A 24696-nucleotide genomic window follows, 5' to 3' on the forward strand; every position below is an offset into this window, starting at 1 on the left:
AAAAAGGCCCGTGACCTCACCAGTCACGGGCCTTTTGCGTTTCTTTACAGGAGAAATTTTATGAGGGTGCTGAAGTTTGGTGGTTCGTCATTAGCGTCGGTTGAACGTTTTTTAGAAGTTGCCGGCATTGTAAAACAACAACTTAGCGCAGAGCCTGTTGGTCTTGTGCTCTCAGCCCCCCAGGGTGTGACCAATTTATTGGTGGAGCTGACCGACTTAGCCTTTTTGGGCACTGACTATTTGCCGCTGCTACAACAATGGCAACAGCGGCTGGAGACTTTGCAGCTACAAGCCAAAGCTCAGCTGTTAGCAGCGGATAACGAAGCGCTGACTCTGGTGCGTGAGCAGCAGTTTGCCCAGTTATCGGCGCAGTTGCAGGGTGTTGCTTTATTACAATATTGCCCGGATCACATTAAAGCGCGCATCCTCGGTTTGGGCGAACAATTTAGTGTTGCTTTAATGACAGGTCTGTTGAAATACCTGCACATTGACACTGTCGCACTGGACTCAGTTGCCTGTGTAAAAAGTCAGGGTGATTACTTAAATGCGGTTGCTGATATTCCGGCATCCGAAGCGGCTTTAAGCGCTGCTGTTGCGAAACAGCAGGCGCAGGTGTATGTGATGGCTGGTTTTGTGTCCAGCAACAGCAACGGTGAACTTTGCCTGCTCGGTCGCAACGGCTCTGATTATTCGGCCGCTATAGTTGCCGCCAGTATCCGCGCCAGTGTGTGTGAAATCTGGACAGATGTAGATGGTGTTTATAGCGCCGACCCACGTCAGGTAAAACAAGCACAGCTGATTGACCATCTGTCGTATGACGAAGCCATGGAATTGTCGTATTTTGGCGCTAAAGTGCTGCATCCAAAAACCATAGGCCCGTTGGCCCGTTACCAAATTCCCTGTTATATCAAAAACACTTTAAACCCATCAGCACCCGGCACTTGTATCGACGCCAACAATAACGGTGATTCGCTGGTGAAAGGCATTTCCAGCCTGGAACATCTGGCGCTGATCACCGTATCTGGCCCAGGCCTCAAGGGTGTGGTGGGCATGGCATCGCGCGTTTTTGCCACTATGGCGCGTGAGCAGGTATCGGTCAGTTTAATTACCCAGTCGTCCAGTGAATTCAGCATCAGTTTTTGTGTGGCGCAGCTGGATTTGGCTATTGCGAAAAAAGCACTGGAAACTGAATTTGAACTGGAGCTGCAAGGCAAGTTATTGAGGCCTTTGGCGATTCAGTCGGATATGGCCATTGTCAGTTTAGTGGGTGATGGCATGCGCCAGCACCGTGGTGTCGCCGCCAAGTTTTTTGCCTCTTTATCTCAGGCGCGGGTCAATATTGTGGCTATAGCGCAGGACTCGTCAGAACGTTCAATTTCAGCTGTGGTAGAGCAAAAGTCCTGCCGTAATGCGGTGAAAGTCTGTCATGAAAACTTCTTTAGCCATGTGCCGAGTATTGATGTGTTTCTGGTTGGTTGTGGTGTGGTGGGCAGCGAACTGCTGGCGCAATTTGAACGTCAGCAACAGTTTTTAAAACAACGCAACGTGCGCCTGACTGTCTATGGTATTGCTAATTCCAAAGCGCTGCTGCTGGATGCCGAAGGTGTGAATTTAGCCAACTGGCAACAACGGATGGACGGGCAAAAACAGCAGTTTAGTCTGGCCGCGCTCAGTCAGTTTGTGCAGGACAATCATTTAACCAATCCGGTATTGATTGATTGCACCAGCGCTGAAGCTGTGGCCATGCAATATGCCGATTTCCTGGCTGCCGGTTTTCATGTGGTCACGCCGAACAAAAAAGCCAATACCGCCAGTCTCAGTTATTACCGGCAGCTGCGTTTGGTGGCACAACAACACCGCCGTCGTTTTTTATATGAAACCACTGTAGGTGCCGGTTTGCCGGTGATTGATACGCTGCAGGGGTTACTCAACGCCGGTGACGAGTTAATGGCTTTTGAAGGCATTTTGTCCGGCTCCTTATCGTATATGTTTGGCGAGCTGGAGCAGGGCGTGGCGCTTTCTGATGTCACAGCCAAAGCCAAAGCTATGGGCTTTACTGAGCCAGACCCACGGGATGATTTATCTGGTATGGACGTGGCCCGTAAGCTATTGATCCTGGCGCGCGAGTCGGGGTTACAGCTGGATTTGTGTGATGTGACAGTGGAATCTGTGTTGCCAAACGATTTTGCACCAGGCGCCTCTGTTGCGGACTTTATGGCGCAACTGCCAGAGCTGAACAGCTGGTTTGCCGACAAAGTGGCTGCCGCTAAAAGTGAAGGCAAGGTACTGCGTTATATCGGTGAAATTGCCAATGGCCAGTGCAAGGTGTCGGTCAAAGCTTTGGATATTAACCATCCGCTTGCCAAAGTGAAAGACGGTGAAAATGCCTTGGCTATTCATACCCGTTATTACCAGCCTATTCCTTTTGTATTAAGGGGTTATGGTGCCGGTGCTGCGGTCACAGCGGCCGGTGTCTTTGGTGATGTGATGCGTACCCTTGGCTGGCAGCAGGAGATGTAAATCATGAAGTCGTATTTTGCACCAGCTTCAACCGGCAATTTTTCGGTTGGGTTTGACTTGCTGGGTGCTGCTTTTGCGCCCGTGAATGGTGAGTTATTGGGGGATGAGCTGGTGATAGAAGGCGAGGCGGCAGAACTTACACTGCGCCTTAGTGGCCGTTATGTACATCAGTTGCCTGGTGATGCGGCGGACAATCTGGTGGTGAGCTGTTTTTACGCTTTTGAAAAAAAGCTGGGTAAACCCTTACCACGCCTGAGTTTACACCTGAAAAAACATCTGCCGGTTGGCAGTGGTTTGGGCTCCAGCGCTTGTTCTATTGTGGTGGCCTGTTTTGCCTTTAACGACTATTTTGGCAAACCACTGAATGATTATGAGCTGCTGCAACTGACGGCCGAATGTGAAGGGGGTGTCAGTGGCGCCGTGCATTATGACAATGTGGCACCTTCTTTAGTGGGTGGCTTGTTGTTAATGTTACCGGAGAGTCCGTTATTGTACCGGCCTTTGCCCTGGTTCTCACACTGGAAAGTGGTGCTTTGTTATCCGGGTACTGTGCTTTCTACCAAAGCAGCCCGTGAAGTATTGCCCAAAGCGTTGAGCCTGAAACACAGCATTGCTTTTGCCGGCAATCTGGCTCGTTTTGTGTCGGCGCTATATGCCAAAGATGAAAACGAAGCTTTTGCTTCATTGCAGGATTTAGTGGCAGAGCCGGCCCGTTTACCTTTGATCCCGGAACTCAGCGCCATTCGTGCGGCGTTAATGGCACAGGGTATTGGCCATGTGGGCATTTCCGGCGCTGGCCCAACTTTGTTTGCGGTTTGTCAGAATGACGAACAGGCCGCATTTGCTTGCGCTTATTTCAGGCAACATTATGAAAAAAATCAGGATGCCATGACTCATATCTGCACTTTAGAGCAGCAGGGCGCGCGGGTGTTATCAAATCAGTCAGTACAGGATTAAGCAGATGATGTTACGTAATATCAAAGTTCCGGCACAACAAGTGAGTTTTTTAGAGGCTGTGCGTATTGGTTTAGGTGAGCAGCAGGGGCTGTTTTTTCCGGATAGCTGGCCAAAACTGGATGTAGATGCTTTGTTGGCGATGCCTTTTGCCAAGCGTAGCGCCGCTATTTTACAGGCCTTGATTGGTGACGAATTGCCCGAAGCTGAGTTGTCGGCGCTGGTCGCTGAAGCTTTTACTTTCCCGGCGCCGCTATCTGCAGTTACCGACAATGTCGCTTGTTTAGAGTTATTCCACGGCCCGACTTTAGCTTTTAAAGACTTTGGTGGCCGTTTTATGGCGCGCGCTTTAATGGCGTCGCAACAGCGCTCTGGCGTGAAAAAAACCACTATTGTGACCGCAACCTCAGGTGACACCGGCGCAGCTGTTGCCCATGCTTTTTATCAACAAGCTGGGGTTGATGTGGTGATTTTGTTCCCGAAAGGCAAAATCAGTGTGTTGCAGGAAAAACTCTTTACCACTTTAGGCAAAAACATTCACACCCTGGCGGTGGATGGTGATTTTGACCAGTGTCAGGCGCTGGTGAAAGAAGTGTTTAACGACCGTGCTTTAGTAGAGAAACTCAATATCAACTCAGCAAACTCTATTAATATCAGCCGTTTATTTGCGCAGATTTGTTATTATTTTGAAGCTGTTGCTCAGGTGCCTGCTGAAAAACGCCAGAATATTGTGGTGTCAGTGCCAAGCGGCAACTTTGGTAATTTAACGGCCGGTTTAATTGCCAAAGTATTGGGTTTGCCAATTAAACGCATGATAGCCGCCACCAACAGCAACGACACTGTGCCAAGGTACTGGCAACACGGGGTGTGGCAGGTCAAACCAACAGTGGCCACTTTGTCTAATGCCATGGATGTCAGCGCGCCCAATAACTGGCCAAGGGTGGAAGATTTATTGGCGCAAGGCGTGATTTGCCGCGACGATTTAAGCACCGCCATGGTCGATGAAGAAGATACCCAGTTATCGATGCGCCAGTTGTCGCAGTTGGGTTATTTATCTGAGCCTCATGCCGCTGTGGCGTATCGTGCGTTAAAACGCGAATTGCAGCCGGGTGAATTTGGGATTTTCCTGGGCACTGCCCATCCGGCTAAGTTTAAAGAGCAGGTGGAAAATATCCTTGGTAGCCCAATAGCTCTGCCACCAGAATTAGCTGCTGTTGCCGGCGAACCAAGTTTAGCTGTCGACATGGCGGCAGATTTTGTAGAATTGCGCACAAAGTTACTTGCTCTTGCTGAATAAGCGGAGATTATCAGGAAAATAACTGTGCATTTAAGCTGGCATGACGTGATAGGGGCTGAAAAAACGCAGCCCTATTTTCAAAAAACTATCGACACTGTAAAACAAGCACGGGCTGCCGGTGAGGTGATTTACCCGCCGGAAGCCGATGTGTTTACTGCTTTTAAGCTGACAGATTTTGCCAATTTAAAAGTGGTGATCATAGGGCAGGACCCTTATCACGGCCCCAATCAGGCGCATGGTTTGTCGTTTTCAGTGCGCCAGGGCGTGGCCATTCCGCCTTCACTGCGCAATATGTATAAAGAGTTGGCGCTGGAATATACAGATTTTCAAATGCCAAAACACGGTTGTTTAGAAAGTTGGGCGACACAGGGTGTGTTGTTGTTAAATACCGTGCTGACAGTTGTGGCCAATCAGCCCAATTCCCACCGTGAGCTGGGTTGGGAGCAATTTACCGACAATGTCATCCGGGCCATCAGCGACAAAGCTGAGCCTGTGGTGTTTTTGCTCTGGGGTTCGCATGCCATTAAAAAGCAACGTTTGATCAACGCGGCAAAACATCAGATTTTAACGGCGCCGCATCCGTCGCCTTTGTCAGCGCACCGGGGCTTTTTGGGTTGTGGTCACTTTGCCAAAGCCAATCAGATATTAACAGCCTGGGGCAAAAGCCCAATCGACTGGCAGATCCGCTAACAGCCTTGCCTGAAGATATATTGACGAAATAACATCAAAAACAGCATCAGCGCCAAACTGATGCTGTTTTTGTTTCAGGAAATGCCGGAGGCTAAAAAGCAAAAAGCCCAACTTCAGAAGGTTGGGCTTTGGTTGCTAAATCAGCTGTTCCAGTAATTCGTCGTCGAGGGTTAAATCTATGTCTTCCAGTTCCTTGCGCAGTCGCTGCCGCTCTTTGACCGCTTCAATTTCGCGCCATTTGCGTTTGACCGCTCTGCCGCTTTTTGCCGCTGGCCGCTCCAACATGTTCAGTAAGTCCTCAAAGCTTTCCATACTGCACCTCGCTGAGTTGTTGTTATTTTCGCCAAAATTGATATCACACTTTTTAGCAAAATAAAATAGTCAGATGACAGAAAAATGAAGGCCGGATGAACAATAAATGCAAAAAGCAAAAAGGAAAATTAACGCGGATAAAAGGTACAAAAAATCAGCTTTAGCGCAGCGTAAAAAAGGGCAGTAAAATTACTGCCCTTATCTTTATAACAATCAATAATTTATTGCTGGAACAGCTTTATTAACCTGCTGGTAGAGGCATCAAATTGATGTTGTTGTTGACCGGACAACACCTGATAAATAGGCGTGGATAACTGTTTACCCAGCTCAACGCCCCATTGATCAAAAGAGTTAATATCCCACAGAACACCCTGCACAAAGACTTTATGTTCATACAACGCAATAAGCGCACCCAGATAATAAGGTGATAACTCAGGCAATAACAAAGTGTTACTTGGTTTATTGCCTGGCGACGCTTTATGCGACGCCAGCCGTGTTGCATCTTCGGCACTGCCACCTGCCGCCAGTACTTCGGCATGGGCCTCGCTGATGGTTTTACCTTGCATCAGCGCCTGGGTCTGGGCAAAACAATGGGCAGCAAGGCGCTGATGGTGATCGGTTAAATCATGCGCAGCCTGAATGGGCAGAATAAAGTCGGCCGGTACCGCCAAAGCACTTTGATGCAGCAGCTGATGGTAAGCATGTTGACCATTGGTGCCAGCGTCACCCCAAATCACAGGGGCAGTGGCAAGTTCCAGGCTGTTGCCTTGTGCGTCGACACTTTTGCCGTTGCTTTCCATATCCAGTTGCTGCACATAAGAAGGCAACAAACGTAAATAATGGCTGTAAGGCAACAGCGCATGGTTTTGACAACCATGAGCGTTGATATACCACACACCTAACAGCGCCAGAATCACTGGCATATTTTCGGCAAGTGGCGCCTGGTTAAAATGTTGATCCATCGCATAAGCGCCGGCCAGCAATTGCTGGAACTGCGTTACACCCAACATTAAACAGAGTGGAAAACCTATGGCCGACCACAATGAATAGCGGCCACCAACCCAGTCCCACATCGGCAGAATATGTTCAGGGATAATGCCAAATTCAGCAGCAGCTTTGATATTGGATGAAGTGGCCCAAAAGTGTTTGGCAATGGCGTTTTTATCAGCGCCGTTGTCGAGGAACCACTGGCGTATCGCCAGCGCATTTTGTTTGGTTTCTTCAGTACCAAAAGATTTGGACGCGACAAACACCAGGGTAGTAGCAGGATCCAACCCTTTGACCACATCATGCACCACTGCACCGTCAATATTACCGGCAAAGTGAATTTGTACCGGGCTGATGTTGTAGGGAGTTAAAGCCTCAACCGCCATTTGTGGGCCCAGTAAAGAACCACCAATGCCAATCCAGATAAGGTCGGTGATGGGTTCACCGCTATAACCTAAATATTGTGAGTTATTAAGTGCAGTGACCAGCTGATGCATTTGGGCATGACAATCAGCAATTTCGCTGCTGATGTCAGCGCCATCCAGGCTCAGATTGGCAGTCACAGGCGCACGCAATGCTGTATGCCAGACACTGCGCTGTTCGGTGTTGTTTATTTTGTCGCCGGCAAACATCTGCGCTTTTTTCTGCGTAAGCGGGCTTTGTTCGGCCAGACTCAGCAGTTGTTGCCAAATTGCATCTGTGATCAGATTTTTCGAATAATCCAGTTCAATGCCACAGGCATTTAACGCAAAACGCTCAGCACGGCTTGGATCTTTGGCAAATTCTGCACGCAAATCCAGCGGTTGTTTTGCCAGAGTACGCAATTCGCTCCAGACAGCAGACGACATAAAAACTCCTGTTATTTGATAGGCCCTGATGGCCGCGCTGTTTTATTGCAGCGCAGCGCTTATGACTTGTTCCAGTTTGCGCTGGTCGATGGCAAATTTACGGATACCTTCAGCCAGTTTTTCGGTGGCCATGGCGTCTTCGTTGAGTGCCCAGCGGAATTCTGTTTCTGTTAAAGCAGCAGGAGCTGTGGTGCTGGCGCCTGTGTCGCGTAAATGTACGGTCAGTTCACCCTGTTGTTTACTCAGTTCATCCAACAGCGCCGGAGCTATGGTTAAACGGTCACAACCGGCCAGTGCCAGTACTTCACCAATGTTACGGAAGCTCGCACCCATCACAATGGTGTTATGGCCATGCTGTTTAAAATAACGGTAAATTTCCCGCACTGAAATCACACCAGGGTCGGTTTCAGCGTCGTAGCTTTGACCTGTAGATGCTTTGTACCAATCCAGAATACGGCCAACAAAAGGGGAAATCAGAAAGACACCGGATTCTGCACAAGCACGGGCCTGACACATATGGAATAACAGCGTCAGGTTACATTGAATACCTTGTTGCTCAAGTACTTTTGCCGCCTGAATACCTTCCCAGGTGGAGGCAATTTTAATCAGGATTTTGTCGGTGCCAATGCCGTTTTCCTGATACAAAGCAACCAGTTGTTTAGCTTTAGCGATAGTCGCTTGCGTATTAAAACTTAAGCGGGCATCCACTTCGGTGGAGACACGGCCAGGCACCAGTTTGCTGATGGCAGTACCCACATCAACGGCAAATTTGTCAGAAGCCAGGCTTAACTGCGCTGTGGCATCAGCTGTTTTGCTTTTGGCATAAGCGGCCGCAGCGGCCAATAATGGCTTGGCAAATTCCAGCTGACTGGCGTTGAGTAATAACGAAGGGTTGGTGGTGGCATCTACCGGTCGGAATTGTTCAATAGCAGTGAGGTCGCCGCTATCAACAACCACAGTAGTCACAGCTTTTAATTGATCTAATAAAGTGCTCATATTGTTTTATTACCGTTATTTGGTCAGCTTTTTGCTGAAATTGCATTCAATTCTAAATATTTGTAGGAAAATTACAACATATTTGCCCATTAATCGGGTTTGTTGCCGGATGAACTGCGGTTTGCAACAAATGCGGCGGCCTTGTGATATTGGCCTGCCATTATAGTAGTCCTAGTTTGTGCTGCTGCGACCCAATATCAATGCTGCCTGCTGTTATTTATCAGGTTACAAATGTTTTGTGTCGTTGATATGAAAGCCGTTGCGACTGTGATACCTGGCAGAGGGGCGACGACTATGCAAGTCGGATGGCCGCTGGTGTTGACTGCTTTGTTATTGCACCCTCAGGTCCGGGCCATTCTGCTCTGGCAATTCTGAGCCAGCCATTTTGCTCACAACCAGCGTTGATTTTGCCATTGAAGAGGGCGCCCGCAAAGTGGCTGGCGGCTCTATTTATGTCAAAGTTGCAGTTTTTATGCAGATTTGCTGAAACAACAGACTGCAGCTGCTTAGCCGTCACAAGCTTTGCCTGAGAGCGGCCTTTTGTTATAGTCGCGCCCCATTGTTGTTATTGCCGGAACCAGACAGATGTTGATGGTCGTTTCACCCGCCAAAGATTTGGATTATCAGACACCAGCCCCGCAGTTTGAGGTTAGCCAACCTGAGCTGCTGAGCCACAGCAGCGACCTTATTCAGGTCTGTCGTGGTTTAACACCTGTGCAGTTATCAACACTGATGCATATCAGCGACAAGCTGGCCGGTTTAAATGCCGCCCGTTTTGCGCAGTGGCAACTGCCTTTTACCCAGGATAATGCCAAAGCAGCCATGTTTGCTTTTAATGGTGATGTGTATCAGGGGCTGGATGCAGGCACTTTAACGGCGGACGATGTGCATTATGCCCAGCAACACTTACGCATTTTAAGTGGGCTTTATGGCGTGTTAAAACCACTGGATCTGATGCAAGCCTACCGGCTGGAAATGGGTACTGCTTTGGCTAACCCGAGGGGCGCTAATTTGTATCAGTTCTGGGGCAATATAGTGACAGAGCAGCTGAATCAGCAGCTGGAAACACTCAATTCACCGGTACTATTGGATTTAGCGTCACAGGAATATTTTAAAGTGGTGAAACCTAAACTGCTGGCGCGCCCTGTGCTGAATGTGCAGTTTAAAGATTTTAAAAACGGTGATTATAAAATTATCAGTTTTTTTGCCAAAAAAGCCCGTGGCCTGATGGCACGTTATGTCATCCAGCAGCGTGTGCAGCAAGTAGAAGCACTCAAAGACTTTAACCTGGGCGGTTATCAATTCAGTAGCAGCCATTCAAGCGCAGCCCAATTGGTGTTTTTGCGGAAAGAAGCAAACGCCTGATCCGTATTGCGGCTTGTTGCCGTTTATACAACCTCAATTAATGTTCTGCTTATTTTGTGCTGTGCCGCTAAAAATAGCGGCTGCGCTTTAGTGGCCAGTTTTGCTAAAATACTGGCCTGACCTTTATTTGGAATCCACGATGAAATTTCCCGGCCGCCGTAAACTGAAGCATTATTTCCCGGTCTCCCAGCCAAAATTACAATTACCCAGCTTTGAAGTGCGGCCTGAACTGGACACTTATGTGGTGGGGTTGGATCAGACGATTGTGGATGTGATTGCCAATGTGTCGGACGAATTTTTAGAAAAATATAATATTGGCAAAGGTTTATCGAACCTGGTTGAACACGGCAAAGCCGATTTGATTTATCAGGAGCTGGTACAAAACGGCGCTATTTCTGATCATTTTGCCGGTGGCACCATTGGCAATACTATTCACAACTATTCAGTGCTGGCGGATGATAAATCTGTGCTGTTGGGGGTGATGTCGGCCAATATCCAGCTGGGTAGTCCGGCTTATCATTATTTATGTCATACCAGCTCCAAAGTGGATATGAACCATTTGCAGGGTGTTGTTGGTGATATTGGCCGTGGTATCACTATGATCACGCCGGATGGCGAACGTACTTTTGTGATAGATCCGGGTGAAATGGACGCTTTAACACCAGCTTATATCCCGGAAGATATTATTGCCGGAGCCGCTGCTGTTGTCGTCAGCGCTTATCCACTTCGCGCCTCTGGCCAGCCCATTCAGCAGGCAATGCAACGTTTGTTGCAGGTGGCCAAAGCACACAATGTGCCTGTGGTAATGAGCCTTGGTACTAAACATTTAGTGGAAGAACACCGTGAGCTTATTCTGGCAACAGTGCGTGATTATGTCGACGTGCTGGCAATGAATGAACTGGAAGCCGAAGCTTTAACAGGTTTTTCCGACCCATTGCAGGCCGCTGAAGCTGCGCTGGAGCTGACGGATATGGTGTTGGTGACAGCAGGGCCTGAAGGTTTGTATTTATGTGGTTATACCGACGAAGCAGGCCAACGTGAAACCACCAATCCGATTAAATCCGGCACTATTGCCGACTACAACCAATACGAATTCAGCCGTCCGGTGCAAAAACAATATTGCAAACAGCCGGTGAAAGTTTATTCGCATATCGACCCTTATTTAGGCGGGCCAGAACGTATTAAAAACACCAATGGTGCCGGTGATGGTGCTTTAGCTGCGATTTTGCATGATATTGCCGCCAACCATTACCATCGTCATGCCTTGCCGCTGTCGAGCAAACATGAACTGCCTTATCTGGCTTATTCGTCTTTTGCCCAAATTTGTAAATATGCCAACAGGGTCAGTTACGCCATTCTGGTACAAAATGCCCCGCGTTTATCACGTGGTTTACCAGAAAAAGAAGACAGTCTGGAAGAAGCCTACTGGGAGCGTTGATTTTATTTTTGGATCAACAACTTAGATTGTCCTTATCAAAGACCGCCGCCAGGCGGTTTTTTATTGACCGACAGATTTTGCAGCTTTAACGCATTCGGTTGTATTGCAGGTGTTGCGTCTTTATAGTGAGCCAGATTTTTTGCCGGAAGCGGATTCGGGCAAAACCACATTTTATGTAATAGCTGCCCAGGTCGCTGTTGCACTCTGTTGAAGATGGAAAACTGATGACTCTGTTTGTTAGAAACTTGCTGCTGCCACTTTGTCTGGCCACTTTTGGCTTACAGGCCGCTGATATTGCCATACCAAGGGTGAGCAGCCCGATTGAAGTGGATGGCGATTTAACCGAAAACGTCTGGCAACAGGCCAAAGCTGTTGAGCTGGTATACAACACCTGGCCAGCCGAAAACACCCCGGCACCTGTTAAAACCACAGCTTATGTGATGGAAGACGGTGAATATTTTTACGTCAGTTTTGTGGCTGAAGATCCCAATCCTGAACAGATCCGCGCTTTTTATCGTGACCGTGACAAAATCTGGAATGACGACAATGTCGGGATCAAAATAGACACTTACAACGACAGCAAACTGGCTTATCAGTTTTTTATTAATCCTTTTGGTGTGCAAGCCGATGCCATTGAAAATGAAATCACCAAAATGGAAAGTGATGCCTGGGATGGTATCTGGCACAGTGCCGGCAAAATCACTGCCGAAGGTTATCAGGTGGAAGTGGCGATTCCGCTTCGGATGTTAAATTTTAACGACCGGCTGGCGCAGCAACAATGGAAGCTGGAGCTGCTGCGTTTTTACCCACGTGATGTACGCAACCGTATTTCCAGCAATAAAATTGAACGCCACGACCCTTGCTGGATTTGTCAGATGTCCACTGCCACTGGTTTTGCCGGTGCCAAACAAGGCAACCATTTTACTTTGGTGCCAGCTTTGGTGATGGGCGCCAATCAACAAAGAGATGTTGCTGCCGCTGATAAATCGGACTGGCAAACTGACAATAATGTTGAACCAAGTCTGGACGTCAAATGGGGCATCACGCCGGATATTAGTTTAAATGCCACTTTAAACCCGGATTTTTCCCAGGTAGAAGCGGACGAGGCCCAGGTGTCGGTTAATGATACTTTTGCGTTGTTTTTTGCCGAAAAACGGGCATTTTTCCTCGATAATGCCGACTATTTTTCCTCACCTATGGACCTGGTTTATACCCGCAATGTGTCATCACCTGACGCTGGTGTGAAGTTAACAGGTCGCCATAACCAGCAGTCTTTTGCTTTTTTTGCCGCCAACGACAAAAGCACCACTTTTATTGTGCCTGGTAATGTCAGCTCAGATATCGCCACTTTAGACGAAAAAAGTGAAAACGCAGTGCTCAGATATCGTTTTGATATGACACCACAGTTGTCGCTCGGCTGGATCAGCACCCTGCGCCAAAGTGAGGATTATCACAACTTTGTGCATGGTCTGGACTTAAAATACCAGTGGACTGCCCAGGATAAGTTTATTGCCCAGTTGCTTAGAAGTAACAGCCAATATCCAACAGAACTGGCTGCTTTATTGAGCGACGAAGCCGGTCTCAGGGCCAAAGATCAGGCCTTTAGCGACACAGCGCAGTATCTGGCTTATGAACATGAAAACCGTAACTGGAGCTGGTACAGCAGGTATCAGGGCCTGAGTGAAGGTTTTCGTGCGGATATGGGGTATATGCCACAAACCGACACCAATAAAATGGTGCATGGCGGCACTTACCAGTGGTTTTCCGACTCACCATGGTGGAACAGATTTCAGATCTGGGGTGACTGGGATATCAGTCACAACGACAAAAGCGAACTGCTGGAAAAAGAAACGGAAATTGAGTTTCAACTCTGGGGGGCACAACAGGCTTATGGTTTTATCGGCCTGACCGGTCGTGACAGAGTGGGCAGCAGATTGGATGGCAGTATCTTGCGTATTGATGCCAATACCGGACTTTTTGCTGAACGTTTGTTGTCTGCCGGTGCTGAAGTACAACCCTGGTCCGGTGTGTTTTTAGCTTTTGAAGCTGAAACCGGCGACAAACTGGATTTTCGCAATAACAGGTTAGGGGATGGTTTAGAGCTTGCGCCAGAGCTGCGCTGGAATGTGGATGCCCATATGCAGGTGCAGGCCCGCCATACCTACCGTACGCTGGATGCTATGGGGGCTGAAGTATTTACCGCCAATCTGACCGACTTAAGGTTGAGTTATCAGTTTTCAGTACGCAGTTTCCTGCGGCTGGCGTTAATTTATTCCGATATTCAGCGTAACCCGCGCAACAACACTGGCACAGTGGTTGAGCGTGATAAAACGCTGGGTTCACAGCTGTTGTATTCGTATAAACTCAATCCGCAGACGTTATTTTTTGCAGGTTACAGCGACAACGCCTTTAGTGATGATGAAGTGGACGACTTAACGCGAGACCAAAGATCGGTGTTTCTGAAGTTTAGTTACGCCTGGATGTTGTAAGCAGCTTCCAGGAAAAATTCAGCGCTGCAGTGGCAAATACAACGCCGCTGTGGCGCCGCCTGTTGGGCTTTGTTCCAGCACAAAACGGCCCTGATGTTTTTCTGCGACCCGCTGTACTATCGATAACCCCAACCCATGGTGTTCTATCTGATCATCCTGTTGTGCCTGATGCTGCCAGCCCGGACCATCATCCTGTACTTTCAGCACCAGCTCCATACCGGTTTGGCCTGGTGTGATACCGGCACTTAATACCACTTCTGTCCTGGCAAAACGCAGCGCATTGCTCAGCAGATTATTCACAGCTCTGTCCAGTAATTGCTGATCGGCCACTATGCTGAGCTTATCGTCAGCCAGCAGATGCAACTGCAGGCAGCTGTGTTCCAGATAAGGTTGCAGCAGCTGACTCAGGTAGGTTTTAAGCTGGATCTGGCTTAAACACAATTCAGCGTCAAGGTAGCCACTTTGTGCCAGACGCAGATATTCATAAACATTCGATTCTATCTCTTTGACATTGTTATTAATTTGCTCGCGGAACTGCTCAATTTTATCGGCATGTAATAAGTGGCTGATAAATTTCAGCCGTGCCAAAGGTGTTTTAATATCGTGACAAACAGTTTCGGCCATCTCAGCCTGAAAGCGGTTCAGTTGTTCAATACGGCTGGTCATATTACGCAGTGACTGCGCCAGCGGTGCAAGATAAGAGCGGGTCGACAACACAAAGTCAGGGAACTTGCCAAACCTGATATCAGCCAAAGCGCTGTTATGCAGCACTTCGACATCTCTGAATAAATTACGGCTGATCCGAAACAGCAAAAACAACAGTAAAAAATAAAACAAATAAGCGACATCCAGCTCAAAAGAGGCGGGGGCGGGCCAGTTCAGCTGGTTCAGGCACAATAACTCACCACTTTGTTCAACACTGCAGAGCATTTGTTGGCCACTGCTGTCGGTGAGTGGAATAATGCTGCCGGCGCCTTGATTCATGACTCCTTGCCAGAAGCCGGCCGGATAGACCAAAAACAACGAATCATCGCAGCTTGGCGCCTGATCGACTGAACAGCTTAAGGCTTTGTTGTGTTGCCGCAGTTTTTGCACCGCATCCAGCACCAGTCTGGCATCCACCGAAGGGGAGTGCTGCAGCTGTTGTAACTGATACAGCTGATTAAGGCTAAATGCCAGCAATAACACAGTGCTGGTCAGCACCAGATAAAAACGCAGTAGCGGCGAGCTAAACAGCAGAGGAATTTTCATAAGACAGGTAATATCCTTCACCCCAGGCGGTGACTATATTCCACTTGGCGTCTATTGCCTGTAGTTTTTTCCGCAAGCGGGAAACCCGGCCGTCTATGGTGCGGTCCATACCATCATAATCGCGTCCCAGCTGTTCGCGGAACAACCAGTCCCGGCTGACAATTTTGCCAAAATGCTCCAGCAAGGTTTGCAGCAACTTCAATTCGGCACTGGTCAGTGGCAGCGACTGCCCGGCCAATGTTGCACTGCGGCACTGTTTATCCAGCTCCAGATTAAATTGCTGCCACTTGGTTTTGGTTTCTGCCAGTTCCTTTAGCTGTTGTTTTGGCAAAAACACCTGAATTTTGGCCAATAACAACCTTGGATCCAAGGGTTTGAGCAGGTAATCCTGAGCACCAAGACCAAGCCCGGTTAACTGATGTTGTAACTGGGTCTGGGCTGTCATAAACAAAATAGGACCCGGATAGCTGTGGCGGATTTGCGCTACAAAATCAAAACCGCTTTGTCCAGGTAACATCACGTCACACAACAACAAATCAATGTTCTGCTGGCTCAGCAGCAGCTGGGCTTTTTGGCTGTGACTGGCAAGGCTCACCACATATCCTTCCTGCTGTAAAAAGTCTTTGGTCAGGCGCGCCAGAGCCACATCATCTTCCAGCAGCAGAATATGAAAACTCATCAGAAAATACTCCAGCTCAGCCGTCTGGGCGATACTGCGGATATTTCAGCTTGTTGCAGATATTTAATGGTTTTGCTGGCAACCAAAGTTTTATGATGATGGTGCCGCAGTTCCAGTACCAGGTTAGTGTCCATGTCCACAGACAAAGTGTAATTGTTGATATCAGTGCCACACACCAGGGCCCGACCCGGTTGTTGTTGTTGGTTTAAACACACCGGAACCGGAAAGTGCCAGCTGATCGACAACTCTATTTTGCAACTTTGTTGTTTGGCACTGATACAGGCTTGTGGCAGCACACTAAAATTGTTGTCTTGTGCCCAGGACAGCGCACTGAACAGTAATAAGCTGGCTGGATAAACCGCCTTTACCATGACCAGAGTACTCCGGCAAACCAGATATCATGCTGGCGTTTCTGGAAATATAAGCTGTCGCGATAGGCGGTTGGCAGCCATTCCCGGCGCCAGTTTAATAGCAGTCTGGTTTTGTTGGGCAACTGATAACTGCTTTCCAGTTTTAAGGCGGGCAGCCATTGGCTGCCGGGTTGATACAGATAAAACCTTTTGTCTGGTTGTCTTGACGAAAACGCTTTGCTGTCATCCGGGCCTACACCGAAATAATAGTTGCTGTAGTTTGATGATAAATAACGATATTCTGAAGTTATCGCCATTGTAACCGGGCCTGTTTGCCACAGATAGCGTATTTTATGCTGCCATTCCAGCCCATGATGCACGTTACTTACATCTTGTTGTAGTGCACTGGCAAATTGCCAGTTGGCTTTGTCGTAAAACAGGCTGAAACCCGCCAGATAACTGAAGTGCCGCCTTGTTGGCGTAAACAGCTCATCCAGCTGGCTGCTGGTTGGCACTACAAACAGTTTTTTGGAGTGAATAAGGCCACGCAATAACGAATCTTTCAGTGGGTTCTGCCGAAGCAGCAAAGCATCAAAACTTTGTTTAGCTGTGATGTCCAGCAAAAAACCATCCTGTTGCCAGAGGTTATAACCCGGATCTAAATTTTCCAGATAAAAACGCTGCCGGTAATAACTAAAGCGTGGTACCAGATAAAGTGGGGTGCTTTCACCCTGATGTAAAATATTGCCATATTGACCAAAACCAACGGCAAGCGACACTTGCGCTCTGCTCAGCTCGTTTTGTTGCAAGTTGCTGTCAGCACTCAGCTGCTGTGTAAACAAGCAACAGAACAACAGGATAAAAAGTTTCAGACTTAATGGAGCCAATGTGGTTATCAGATAACACGAATCATGTGTTAAGAATAACCAGATTTTCCCGCAACTGCATAGTAAATTATCAGTGGTTTCTAATTAAGGTAAAATTAAAAGTTTAATAAAAATAACAACATATATAAATGTTGTAAGCCAAAATCTGCGCTTGTCAGCTGATTGTTAGATGATGACTGGCAAAAATTTTGTATGCACCTTGTTGCGTGCCATCAGGCTGGGCGGCGCTTTTTGCGTTTTGCTATTGGTTGCAGCCAGCAAAAGCTGGCTGCAACCAATAGCGGCTGTGACGCCGGCCGCTGGTGTTGGCCAGTTCAGCCTTGTGCCGGGCTGTTACACTAAAAAGCGCGGGCTTCAGGTGCGGTAGCTACCCACTAATTGATCAAGTTCAGCGGCAAGTCTGGCCAAATCCCGGGTAATTTGTGAGGCCTGCTCTGTACCAGTGGCAGTTTCCTGGGCAATCAACACTATCTGATGCACATTCTGGTTAATGGTTTCAGACACTGTGGTTTGTTGTTCAGCAGCGCTGGCAATCTGGTTGTTCATATCGTTGATGGTGGCCACTGCCTGCTGGATTTCGCCCAATGCCTGCTCCACTTTGCCTGCTTCCAGCACTGTATGTTGGCTTTGATCTTTAATTTGGCTGATGGCCTGTACAGCTTCACCGGCGCCCTGTTGCAGGCGGCCAATCATCTTATTAATTTCATCTGTGCTGCTGGCGGTGCGGGCAGCCAGAGTGCGGACTTCGTCAGCAACCACTGCAAAACCCCGGCCTTGTTCACCGGCACGGGCCGCTTCAATGGCGGCGTTCAGTGCCAACAGATTGGTTTGGTCGGCAATACCGCGGATCACTTCCAGCACGCCACCAATATTTTGTGATTCACTGCCGACAGCAGCTATCACCTGCACACCTTTTTCCACCTGCTGTTCCAGGCTGTTGATCACTGTGATGGCGCCATCAAGCAGCCGCGCTGAACGTTCTACCTGCTGATTGGCCTGATGAGCAGCCTGTGCTGCGCCACTGGCGCTGTTGGCAACGTCTTGTGCTGTAGTGGCCATTTCGTGCATGGCGGTTGCCACCTGGTCACTTTCGGCATGTTGGGTTTGTACACCCTGTTCTGTGTTGTGCATCAGTTTTGCCAGTTCGTCACCTGAGCTGCGTAACAAAGTGACAGAACCCCGGACATTGGTGACCAGAGCTGCAACTTTGCCGGCAAAAGCATTAAAAGCGTCAGCCAGAGCTCCCAGTTCGTGACCCTGGCTATTGTCGAGACGGCGGCTTAAATCTCCGTCGCCACTGGCAATGTCCTGCATGGCCGCTACTGCACCACTTAAAGGTTTGGTGATGCTGCCGGCAAAAAATACGCCAAAAGCCGCCATCACCGCGACCAGCAGAGTGGCCACCAGCACAGATTGAATAAGGCCGGCCCGCACTTCTTCGGCACTTTTTTGTTGTAAAGTGGCAATGTTTTGTTCCAAATCGTCAATATAAAAACCTGTGGCCAGCACCCAGTCGGTGCCTGTTAATAATACTGCTTTGGCCAGTTTAGGTGCCGGTGTTGTGCTGCCGGGGCGAGGCCAGTTGTATTGCACATAATCACCGCCTTTATTGGCTGCCGCCAGATATTCCTGCACCAAAAACCGGCCTTCCGGGCTTTTTGATTGCAGGAAATTTTTGCCTTCACGCTCCGGATTGTCAGCACTGACGACCTGCACTCCGGCTTTGTCATAGACAAAAAAGTAGTTTTTGCCATTGTCGTATCTCAGACTGCGCAAAATGGTTTTTTTCTGTTCAACATCTGTTGTTGCTGCCGTTGCTGTGGCCGCCAGTTCTAAAAAGGCATCCAGTTGTGCCCGTCTTTCCTGGTACAAAGACTCTTTTAACTGGGCCGCCCCCTGAGTGGCAACTGAGTGATTGTGACTGATGGACAGTCCTGTTAATGCCAGTGCCAATAACAACACCGGCAGTATCGCCAATAACAAAATCCGGTGACGAATGGAGATGTGTTTGATCATAAAACAGTCCTTCTTTAACGCAGTGGCAAAGCCGCAATGATGTTGGTATCGGCATAAAAATCAGCGTGTTATGCCAGGTGTCAGTGCTGATGACGACGTAACAGTTTGTCTATTTCCGGTGCTGAAACACGAGCCTGCAACCTCAGGTTGTCCAACTGACCTGACGCCTGCCATTGTTGCAATAGCTTGTCCACCTGCTGCTGCAATTGTGGTTGATAAAACCCTATCCGGTATTGCACCCTGGGCAATACATCAAAACTTTGCACCAGGCTTGTTGGTTGTTTCAGCTCAGCAAGCCGGCGGTAAAAAGTATTTTTGTCGAGGATCAACAGTTGTGTGCGGCCTTTTAACAACATTTGCACGGCCTGAGTATGGTCCATCACTTCCTGATAAGCTTTGGCTTCTGCGCTGATCTTATAAAAATCAGTACCAAACACATGGCGGGCATTTTGAAAAGTTGTAATGGAATAATGTTTTAAATCAGATATTTGGCTAACCTTGCTTTTCAGGCTGGTTAAAGCAAATACCTGATTATTAAAAGTGGTATAAGGGCAGCTGTAATACAACGTCGGATTTGCCGGTCCTGACTGGCGGGTGGCCAGATGCAGTTTTTGCTGCGCCAATAATTCCGCCAATTTGGCATAAGGCGCCATCACAAAGTTTATTTCATAACCAAGTTGGGTCAGCAGATGATAGGTAAGCAGCACTTCAAAGGTATAAGAGCTGCCCTGTGGACTTTTGTTGATCTGGTCGTTGTACCCTATCCCCACCTGTAGCAGGGGTCTGGCGCTCCCGGTTGCAGGCATCAGCGACCAAAGCAGCAAAACAGCAGCCAGTAATAGGGAAAAATGCCGGCTTAACAGCTTGATTGTCATCAGTTTCCGCAAGCGAATCATACACAGTGTTTTAGCCTAGCAGAAAAGTTGCCGTCATAATGTACAAATCTGTGCAGTCAAGCCGGCGGCGATTTGTGTTGAGATGTTCCGGTTTTTTTGCCGCAGCGCCGTTATGTAGTAGGACTCTTGCCAGGGCGGTATTCCGGCAGAGATGGCCTTTGACACTGTGTCGTTTTTGCACATTTTGCTACAGTTTTTTTGCCCGGTAGCAGGTATAACTGCGGCGTCAATAATGTTGACACTTCTGTTGTATGGAACCTTTAGATAAAGCTGCAAAGCGATGTCTTTTTATGCCGTCCCTTGGGGCGGCTTTTTTCTTTTTGTAAGGATTCGGGCGGGAATTGCGGCAAAAGCTGATAAAACCTATGTTGTCCGGCTCTGGTGGCACTATCAGCGCCAGTGTCTGGAGCGGATTGGGAATGCCGGAATGCAAAACGCTTTTAAGGACAGCATAAAAAAATGACAGTGTTTGACACTGCCATTTTTTAGGTAAAAGTGCTGCTGTCGCTATTGCCTGGGCAAAGCTCAGTTTGCTGTTACAGCCATGGTTGCTGAGTGAAGCTCAGTACTTTGCAGAAAAAGCTTAACCTCTTGCTTTGGCTGCCTTTTTCAGCGCTTTTTTCTTGGCAACTGATTTTGGTTTTTTCACTTTACCTGGTGCTTTGGCTTCTTTGTGTTTCGGGCGCAGTTCTTCAATGACACGGCGTTTTAACGCTTGTTCTGTATAACGCTCTACTTTACCAACCACACCAATGTCGTGGGCTTCCACCAAAGATATAGCCACACCTTTTTTACCGGCACGGCCGGTACGGCCAATACGGTGCACGTAAATGTCGGCAGTGCGTGGCATATCGTAGTTAATCACATGGCTGATATCGTCGATATCCAGGCCTCGGGCAGCGACGTCTGTTGCCAGTAAAATACGTACCTGGCCGTTGCTAAAACGCGAAACTGCCTGCATCCGTTTGTCTTGTGGCATTTCACCTTGTAGCCAGCAGCATTTTAAGCCGGCAGCTTCAAGTAAACCGCTTAAAGTGGCTAAACGCTCGCGGGTTTTAACAAACACAATAACTTTTGTAAAATCAGGTTGTTGCAGTAAATGTTTTAATAAAGCCAGCTTGTGATCAGCGTCGTCCGCTAAATGGATCCACTGGGTAATTTTACCCATTTCACGGCGGGGGGGCGCAGCTTCCAGCAATAACGGCTCTTTCAGTGCCCGTTGGGAAAAACGGCTGATGGCAACACCTTCCAGCGTGGCGGAAATCAGCATGGTTTGACGACGGCGTTTGGCTTCTAAAATAATGCGGTCCATCTCACCAACAAAACCCATGTCCAGCATGCGGTCGGCTTCATCAAGAATTAACACTTCCACTTCGTCGGCATGGAAACTTTCTTCATTCATGTATTCAATCAGACGGCCCGGTGTTGCCACCAGAATGTCGTTGTTTTTTTCCAGCGTTTCTTTATGGCTGCCGTAGTTAATACCACCGGTAATCACACCGGCGTTTAACTCGGTAAATTGGGTTAAAAGTTTAATTTGTTCAAAAATCTGAAAAGCCAGCTCGCGGGTTGGCGTCATGATCAACACCCGTGCAAAACCCGGGTCACGGCGTGGGAAATCAATCAGATATTGAATAGCCGGCAACAAAAAGGCCAGGGTTTTTCCTGTGCCTGTTGGTGCGCTTGCCAGAATATCCCGGCCTTCCATGGCTGGCGGAATGGCCAGTTGCTGGATGCTGGTTGGTTTGGAAAAGCCGCCGAAGGTCAGCGCTTTATTGATGTCATCATCAAACTGAAAATCGGCAAATGAGGTTATTTCTACTTGGCTGATATCGTCAGTCACAGTCGCAGTACCTTTTTAAACAAATCATTAAGTTAACTTTAGTCGGGCAAGCGCTCTGTGACATCATGCGGGCTGACAACCTGATGGTGGATGCCGTACACTGCTTGCGGTTTGAGGTCGCACAACAGCAACCTCACTGAATTTAGTTGATCCCCGGGTGTGTTATGAGCGCTGGTTTTCGCTGTAAACAATTTTATGTCGATCACGACGCCTGTGCGATGAAAGTCGGCACTGACGCTTTATTATTAGGCGCCTGGGCAGAAGTACCACAAAAAGGCGCCATTCTTGATATAGGTTGCGGCAGCGGCATTTTAAGTCTGATGCTGGCACAACGTACACTACCATCTGTGATACTGGACGCCGTTGAACTCGACAGCGCAGCTGCCACTCAGGCCAAAAGCAATGTCAGCCAAAGTTTATGGGCAAACAGGATCCGGGTGATCGAACGCGACATTCTAACCTATCCGGATAGTTGTGACCATCTGGATCACAGGCGCTATCAGCTGATTATCAGTAATCCGCCATTTTTTGCCGCAGCCTTAGTTTCCAAAGATCAACAACGTGCCAAAGCCAGACACACAGATTCATTGTCTTTTGCCGCTTTATTGGCAACCGCAGCTTTATTATTGGCAGACGATGGCCTTTTTAGTCTGATATTACCTTGTGAAGCCGCTGAACAGTTGTTGCAGCTGGCCCTTGCCAGTGGCTGGTGCTTACAGCGCCGCACTCTGGTCAGCACTCTGCCTGGCAAAATGCCAATCCGCACATTATTGACCTTAAGCCGCAGCAACCAACTGATAGCTCCAACACCAACTTCGCCGGTGGACGCGCAAAACACGAACGAAGATACTTTGGTGATCCATCAGGCAGATGGCGGTTACAGTGAACAATACCGCTGGTTACTCCGTGATTTTTATCTGAAGTTTTAAGGAAAAGAGCGATGGATAAGCTGCCGTTAAGCCCGGGGGAATTTCGTTTGCTGAATTTGCAGCAACAAGGTTTATTGCGCAAAAACAAAGGCAAAGCCGGAACACTGAAAAGCATCCAGCAACTGAGTTATGTGCAGATTGACTCTATCAATGTGGTGCAAAGGGCACATCACCATGTGCTGGCAAGCAGAGTGGTTGATTATCAACCGGTCTGGCTGGATGAACTGCTGGCAAAAAAACAGATTTTTGAATATTGGTCCCATGCGGCGGCTTATTTGCCGATGGCTGATTATCGTTTTAGCTTGTATCGCAAGCAGCAACTGTTAGAAGGCAAAAAACACTGGTTTGATGTCAATCAGCAGCAAATGCGTGAAGTGCTCGCTCGTATTCGTAGCGAAGGGCCACTCAAAGCCGGCGATTTTGCCGCTACTACCGCCAAAAATGGCCCCTGGTGGGACTGGCAACCGGCTAAACAAGCGCTGGAGCAGTTGTTTATGCAAGGCGAGCTGATGGTGGTGCGCCGTGACAAATTTCAAAAAGTGTTTGATTTAACTGAAAGAGTACTGCCACCAGGTCTGGATTGCCGTGTACCGGACGACCATGAATTTGCCGCGCATCTGGTCGAAAAATACCTACAAAGTCATGGTTTTGGCTCAGTGGCGCAAATCTGTTATCTGCGCTCCGGCATCAAAGCTGCTGTTGAACAATGTCTGTTGCAACTAGTGGAAGCGGGTAAACTGACGCCTTTTAACTATCAGAATCAGCGTTATTTCTGGCAAAACGATTTATTACCGCCCAGTCGGGCGCAAAAACAAATCTGCTTATTAAACCCCTTTGATAATTTGCTGATCCAGCGCCAGCGGCTGCAACACTGGTTTGATTTTGATTATCAAATTGAAGTTTATGTACCTGAAGCAAAACGTAAAATTGGTTATTACAGCTTGCCGGTTTTATATGGCAGAGATTTTATTGGCCAGCTGGATGTGAAAGCCGAACGCAAAAGCGGCGTGTTGTTATTACAACATTTAGTATTGTTGCCAGAGGTAAAGCTCACTGCTGAGCTTGCTTTGGCTTTAAAGCAGGCGCTGTCAGATTATGCCCGTTTTAATGGTTGTAACTCTGTGGCGCTGGTGAAAGCCAGTGAACCCATCAGACTGTGGTGGCAGCAGTCCGGCCTTGCCGCTGATTTAGCTTTGTTGTCGCTGCCGGCATAAATAATGGTTTTTAAGTAATAAAAAAGGCGCCTCAGGCGCCTTTTCCAATCAATATCATTGATACAAAGTGTTTAGCTTGAGCTGCGTGCTTTTAACGTTTCAATCACTGGAGATGAGGCAAAACCATTGCTGGCGGCCCATTCAGCATCACCCATTTTGGCAATAAAGCTGCCTGGTAACTGTTTGATAATAAATTCTGCTGTGTCAGCTGCGTTGTGTTTGATAGCAAAGCGGATCATCGGTAAACCGTCACAAGTCACACCGTCGTACACATTTTTCAGACGCAGGCGGCTGTCAGATAAAGTCTTACGCAGATTGTTTTTATCATTGGCGGCAATGTATGAACACAGAGATTCAGCGACCTGATCACCAGCGGTTGCAGTGGTAGTTACAAATGGTGTAGCGAATACAGCAATCAGAGGTAAAAATTTTAATTTCATGGCCAGCTCCGGTTCCAGGGTTGTTTGCAATCAAGGCAAAATGGATCAGAAGTGGCAGTCAGAGGAGAACACTCAGGCACAACAACAGCAATAAGCTGATGTGGTGTTCTGACATCGTCTGTTGACGACGGTAACCCAGCTATCATGAGTAACTCATTGAATTACTTTTAGATCTGTGGCTTTGCGTGTTCAGTCTTTCGACTGACTTGCCCTTCAGTGGCGCGCATTCTATGCAAAGCTTTGTACCTGTGCAAGAGATTTTTTAACATTTCTGCTTTTTTTCTGCACAGTTCAG

The 24696-nt window shown here is 48.1% G+C and carries 21 protein-coding genes and 1 riboswitch; of the genes, 10 read left to right on the forward strand and 11 right to left on the reverse strand.

Annotated elements, in window-relative coordinates; all coding sequences use genetic code 11:
* Positions 1–60: 60 nt before the first annotated feature.
* The 4 genes from thrA to ung are packed head-to-tail and all read left to right on the forward strand — an operon-like array spanning position 61 to position 5461.
* On the forward strand, positions 61–2520 hold the full coding sequence (thrA, locus tag RCH83_RS08875; protein ID WP_306521120.1) for a bifunctional aspartate kinase/homoserine dehydrogenase I: 2460 nt from the start codon (positions 61–63) through the stop codon (positions 2518–2520).
* 3 nt (positions 2521–2523) lie between these two features.
* Positions 2524–3477: a homoserine kinase gene (thrB, locus tag RCH83_RS08880; RefSeq protein ID WP_306521122.1), complete on the forward strand. Its 954-nt coding sequence runs from the start codon at positions 2524–2526 to the stop codon at positions 3475–3477.
* 4 nt (positions 3478–3481) lie between these two features.
* A complete protein-coding gene (thrC, locus tag RCH83_RS08885; protein WP_306521124.1) occupies positions 3482–4771 on the forward strand; it encodes a threonine synthase in 1290 nt (429 codons plus the stop codon).
* A gap of 24 nt (positions 4772–4795) precedes the next feature.
* Complete coding sequence (gene ung, locus RCH83_RS08890) at positions 4796–5461, forward strand: uracil-DNA glycosylase (protein ID WP_306521126.1); 666 nt, start codon at positions 4796–4798, stop codon at positions 5459–5461.
* A 135-nt stretch (positions 5462–5596) separates the two neighbouring features.
* Here the strand turns inward: ung and RCH83_RS08895 are convergent, their stop codons facing one another.
* The 3 genes from RCH83_RS08895 to tal form a co-directional block, all read right to left on the reverse strand.
* Positions 5597–5773 carry a DUF3545 family protein gene (locus tag RCH83_RS08895; RefSeq protein WP_260656048.1) on the reverse strand — a complete coding sequence of 59 codons (177 nt, stop codon included), beginning with the start codon at positions 5771–5773 and terminating at the stop codon, positions 5597–5599.
* Between the two features lie 221 nt (positions 5774–5994).
* The gene (gene pgi / locus RCH83_RS08900; RefSeq protein WP_306521128.1) at positions 5995–7608 is read right to left on the reverse strand and encodes a glucose-6-phosphate isomerase; all 1614 of its coding nucleotides are present in this window, start codon (positions 7606–7608) and stop codon (positions 5995–5997) included.
* 42 nt (positions 7609–7650) lie between these two features.
* Positions 7651–8604: a transaldolase gene (gene tal, locus RCH83_RS08905; protein WP_306521130.1), complete on the reverse strand. Its 954-nt coding sequence runs from the start codon at positions 8602–8604 to the stop codon at positions 7651–7653.
* 585 nt (positions 8605–9189) lie between these two features.
* Between tal and yaaA the strand changes: the two genes are divergently transcribed.
* The 3 genes from yaaA (at position 9190) to RCH83_RS08920 (ending at position 13896) form a co-directional block, all read left to right on the forward strand.
* A complete protein-coding gene (gene yaaA / locus RCH83_RS08910) occupies positions 9190–9969 on the forward strand; it encodes a peroxide stress protein YaaA (protein ID WP_306521132.1) in 780 nt (259 codons plus the stop codon).
* Positions 9970–10108: 139 nt separating this feature from the next.
* Positions 10109–11407, forward strand: coding sequence for an inosine/guanosine kinase (locus RCH83_RS08915; protein ID WP_306521134.1), 1299 nt, complete (start codon positions 10109–10111; stop codon positions 11405–11407).
* A 224-nt stretch (positions 11408–11631) separates the two neighbouring features.
* Positions 11632–13896, forward strand: a complete 2265-nt coding sequence (locus RCH83_RS08920) for a carbohydrate binding family 9 domain-containing protein (RefSeq protein WP_306521136.1) — start codon at positions 11632–11634, stop codon at positions 13894–13896.
* 18 nt (positions 13897–13914) lie between these two features.
* Here the strand turns inward: RCH83_RS08920 and RCH83_RS08925 are convergent, their stop codons facing one another.
* From RCH83_RS08925 to RCH83_RS08950, 6 genes are all read right to left on the reverse strand, one after another.
* Positions 13915–15147 (reverse strand): sensor histidine kinase KdpD, encoded by a 1233-nt coding sequence (locus tag RCH83_RS08925; protein WP_306521138.1) that lies wholly within the window; start codon positions 15145–15147, stop codon positions 13915–13917.
* On the reverse strand, positions 15125–15826 hold the full coding sequence (locus tag RCH83_RS08930; protein ID WP_306521140.1) for a response regulator transcription factor: 702 nt from the start codon (positions 15824–15826) through the stop codon (positions 15125–15127). The genes RCH83_RS08925 and RCH83_RS08930 overlap by 23 nt, the downstream gene beginning before the upstream one ends.
* Positions 15826–16197 (reverse strand): DUF3019 domain-containing protein, encoded by a 372-nt coding sequence (locus RCH83_RS08935; protein WP_306521142.1) that lies wholly within the window; start codon positions 16195–16197, stop codon positions 15826–15828. Before RCH83_RS08935 ends, RCH83_RS08930 begins: the two co-directional genes overlap by 1 nt.
* The gene (locus RCH83_RS08940; protein WP_306521144.1) at positions 16191–16985 is read right to left on the reverse strand and encodes a MipA/OmpV family protein; all 795 of its coding nucleotides are present in this window, start codon (positions 16983–16985) and stop codon (positions 16191–16193) included. The genes RCH83_RS08935 and RCH83_RS08940 overlap by 7 nt, the downstream gene beginning before the upstream one ends.
* Positions 16986–17417: 432 nt before the next feature.
* On the reverse strand, positions 17418–19079 hold the full coding sequence (locus tag RCH83_RS08945; RefSeq protein WP_306521146.1) for a methyl-accepting chemotaxis protein: 1662 nt from the start codon (positions 19077–19079) through the stop codon (positions 17418–17420).
* Positions 19080–19159: 80 nt separating this feature from the next.
* On the reverse strand, positions 19160–19954 hold the full coding sequence (locus tag RCH83_RS08950) for an ABC transporter substrate-binding protein (RefSeq protein ID WP_306521148.1): 795 nt from the start codon (positions 19952–19954) through the stop codon (positions 19160–19162).
* A gap of 301 nt (positions 19955–20255) precedes the next feature.
* Here RCH83_RS08950 and RCH83_RS08955 point away from each other — a divergent pair, with 301 nt between their 5' ends.
* A complete protein-coding gene (locus tag RCH83_RS08955; protein ID WP_306521150.1) occupies positions 20256–20438 on the forward strand; it encodes a hypothetical protein in 183 nt (60 codons plus the stop codon).
* A gap of 120 nt (positions 20439–20558) precedes the next feature.
* Here RCH83_RS08955 and srmB read toward each other — a convergent pair whose 3' ends face one another.
* The gene (gene srmB, locus RCH83_RS08960; protein WP_306521152.1) at positions 20559–21818 is read right to left on the reverse strand and encodes an ATP-dependent RNA helicase SrmB; all 1260 of its coding nucleotides are present in this window, start codon (positions 21816–21818) and stop codon (positions 20559–20561) included.
* Positions 21819–21982: 164 nt separating this feature from the next.
* Between srmB and RCH83_RS08965 the strand changes: the two genes are divergently transcribed.
* Together RCH83_RS08965 and RCH83_RS08970 are read left to right on the forward strand one after the other, a co-directional pair.
* Positions 21983–22747, forward strand: coding sequence for a tRNA1(Val) (adenine(37)-N6)-methyltransferase (locus tag RCH83_RS08965; RefSeq protein WP_306521154.1), 765 nt, complete (start codon positions 21983–21985; stop codon positions 22745–22747).
* A gap of 11 nt (positions 22748–22758) precedes the next feature.
* Positions 22759–23961, forward strand: a complete 1203-nt coding sequence (locus RCH83_RS08970) for a winged helix-turn-helix domain-containing protein (RefSeq protein WP_306521156.1) — start codon at positions 22759–22761, stop codon at positions 23959–23961.
* 71 nt (positions 23962–24032) lie between these two features.
* Here RCH83_RS08970 and RCH83_RS08975 read toward each other — a convergent pair whose 3' ends face one another.
* Positions 24033–24401, reverse strand: a complete 369-nt coding sequence (locus RCH83_RS08975; RefSeq protein WP_306521158.1) for a DUF3718 domain-containing protein — start codon at positions 24399–24401, stop codon at positions 24033–24035.
* 126 nt (positions 24402–24527) lie between these two features.
* Positions 24528–24622, reverse strand: a riboswitch (cyclic di-GMP riboswitch).
* Positions 24623–24696: the final 74 nt, after the last annotated feature.

This window comes from Rheinheimera sp. (genome assembly GCF_030824435.1).
Taxonomy (GTDB): domain Bacteria; phylum Pseudomonadota; class Gammaproteobacteria; order Enterobacterales; family Alteromonadaceae; genus Pararheinheimera.